Consider the following 2,247-nt stretch of genomic DNA (forward strand, 5'->3'; position numbering starts at 1 on the left):
CCCTTATCTACTAAAAGCTTAATAACTTTTTTTGTTTTTTCTAAAACTATGTGATGATCTTCATCTTCTATTGTAAAACTAATACAAGCCAATAAAAAATTCAACCATTTTTGATCTTTTATGAATTGCAAAATAAATTCAAAAAATTCATGATCATATAATTTAATGCGAGTAAATAGGCGAAAGGCTATATCAGGTCTTTGGTATCGATATAAGTCATAAACATCTTTACCTTTTGGATTTTCTATAATATACATTGTATTTAAATCTGTTTTTTTAACATATTCTTGCCATTCTTGATAATATTTATCCTTGACACTACATTCTTCATAAAAAAAACCATTTAAGCATGGGATTTGCTTGAACTTCTTCATAAGAGATGATTTTTTCTTCAATCATTTGTTTTCCTTTTTATATATTTCATGTTTATCATTATACATTAATTTTATACAATATTCTTATTTGATCGAAACTTATAAATCAAATCACAGGAAAAACATTTTACACAAAACTGATTCTATTTTGTTTAATCATTCTAGCACGATTGATAAGAGCATAAAGGGCTTTACTTTCATCATTTAACATTCTTTCAAAAGTTTCACTGTATCTATCCCCATCAAATTCAATACTTTTCCATTCTATAATTTCTGCTTTAGCATTAGTGACAAAAGATATATATTTATCTCTTTGTTTATCATGTTTGATACCTGCACATAAAGGTTTAAGTGCTTCATCATACCAAATCACTTCTAGATTTTCTTCTTTAATGATTCTTAGCGCTACTTCTTTTCTATTTTGCATTGAATAGTTCTCATCTACACTAAAATATTTTTGTTCATAATTCATCTGCAACATTTTATCAATTGCTTCTTTTTCACTATCAAAAGAATATTCATATTCAACACCTCCTCTTTCTCCAATATAAATAGTTTCATATTTATTGTTATTAGGATTAAACCAAATTGTAAAATGATATTCCCCAGATGTATTATCATAATCACGCCAAGTTACATAAATCAACTTTTCTTCTTCTATAATTAATTCTGCTTGTTCTCTTGTCATTTTTTATCCTTTATTATTATTATATTTGTTTGATAAAGCCCAATTGTATTAAGTCTTCTATGGAAATAGGAAGCTTAATCTGTGTTCCTCCACCTTCTTGTTCAAAGCATGGAGATATTTTACCTATTCTAGCCATGAAAAGCCTTATGGGTTTTAGGGTGATCTTAAATTTTTTGAAAATTTTTACAAATACACTTTTTTATTGGTGTCCGATAATAACTTAATAAAAATATCATTATTATCCCAAGAATAACACTCAATCATTGATAATAAACCATTTTCAATATAAATCATAGCTCCACCTATCATAACACCATTTAAAAATAGATTTAAAGAATTAGTAAAACCATTGACTTGAATTTTTGGTCTTGTGGGATTAGTTTTTATATTAGCAAAATATCCATACTCATCAGCTTTTCTAGAAACAATATTAGCATGTCTAAAATGATCTAAAAGTAATTTTTGTTCTTTGGAAAAACATTCAATAATTTTTTTCTCCAATTCTTGAATATTAATTAAATGTTCTAGATTGAAACATTGTTCCAATTTTTGGTTCTCCATTTTTTACAACTCCCCTTACTTCAATATTAAATCCATTAATATTTATAATATATCCTTGTGTAAAATTTTCAGAAACTTTACCGCTTGCATAATCTTTTTCTATTTTTTTAAAACCGCCCTATAAGCTTTTTCTTTCGAATTGCCAAAAGACTTTAAAAAATCATCTAAATCATGTTCTTTTTTATTAAATATGTGGTTGAATTTATTTTGAATACTATTAGTTTGATTAGCACTTTCTAATAAATTAAACTTCTCTTTTGTTGTGTATTTTATAATATCTAAATTTTCTTTATTTATACCTTTTTGCCGATTATTCTTTAATGCTTCTATTTGCTTTGCTCTATCGTTTTTTATCTTTATTTTTTGCCATTTTATCCTATCATACTTAATCTTAGCAAGAGGACTAGCTTGTATTTTAGTTAAAGCAAATTTAATCTTATTGCCTTTAGGTATAGAAAGCACAGGATAGCCTTTATTACTTACTCCTATTAAGCCCATTTGATAAACGGAATATTTATTATTGATTTTATGCTTTGAATAAGTATAAGGAAATACCGAAGCAACTTTAGTACAAGGAACACTTACACCTGCTGATATATAGATATAATTTTCCGCAAGAACTTC

General features: G+C 26.2%; 4 protein-coding genes and 1 pseudogene. All 5 read right to left on the reverse strand.

Annotation, left to right across the window (positions count from 1 at the left end; translation table 11 throughout):
- A pseudogene (locus H2277_RS08820) lies at positions 1-395 on the reverse strand (ankyrin repeat domain-containing protein); the annotation flags it as partial.
- 106 nt (positions 396-501) lie between these two features.
- Positions 502-1,062, reverse strand: a complete 561-nt coding sequence (locus tag H2277_RS08825) for a hypothetical protein (protein ID WP_337201942.1) — start codon at positions 1,060-1,062, stop codon at positions 502-504.
- Between the two features lie 19 nt (positions 1,063-1,081).
- Positions 1,082-1,243: a glycohydrolase toxin TNT-related protein gene (locus tag H2277_RS08830; protein WP_337201945.1), complete on the reverse strand. Its 162-nt coding sequence runs from the start codon at positions 1,241-1,243 to the stop codon at positions 1,082-1,084.
- Between the two features lie 2 nt (positions 1,244-1,245).
- The gene (locus H2277_RS08835; protein ID WP_337201943.1) at positions 1,246-1,623 is read right to left on the reverse strand and encodes a hypothetical protein; all 378 of its coding nucleotides are present in this window, start codon (positions 1,621-1,623) and stop codon (positions 1,246-1,248) included.
- Between the two features lie 99 nt (positions 1,624-1,722).
- A partial coding sequence (locus H2277_RS08840; protein WP_337201944.1) for a hypothetical protein occupies positions 1,723-2,247 on the reverse strand: 525 nt, incomplete at its 5' end.

Origin of the sequence: Campylobacter sp. W0014, assembly GCF_020135975.1 — a bacterium.
In the GTDB taxonomy this organism is placed as follows: Bacteria; Campylobacterota; Campylobacteria; order Campylobacterales; family Campylobacteraceae; genus Campylobacter_D.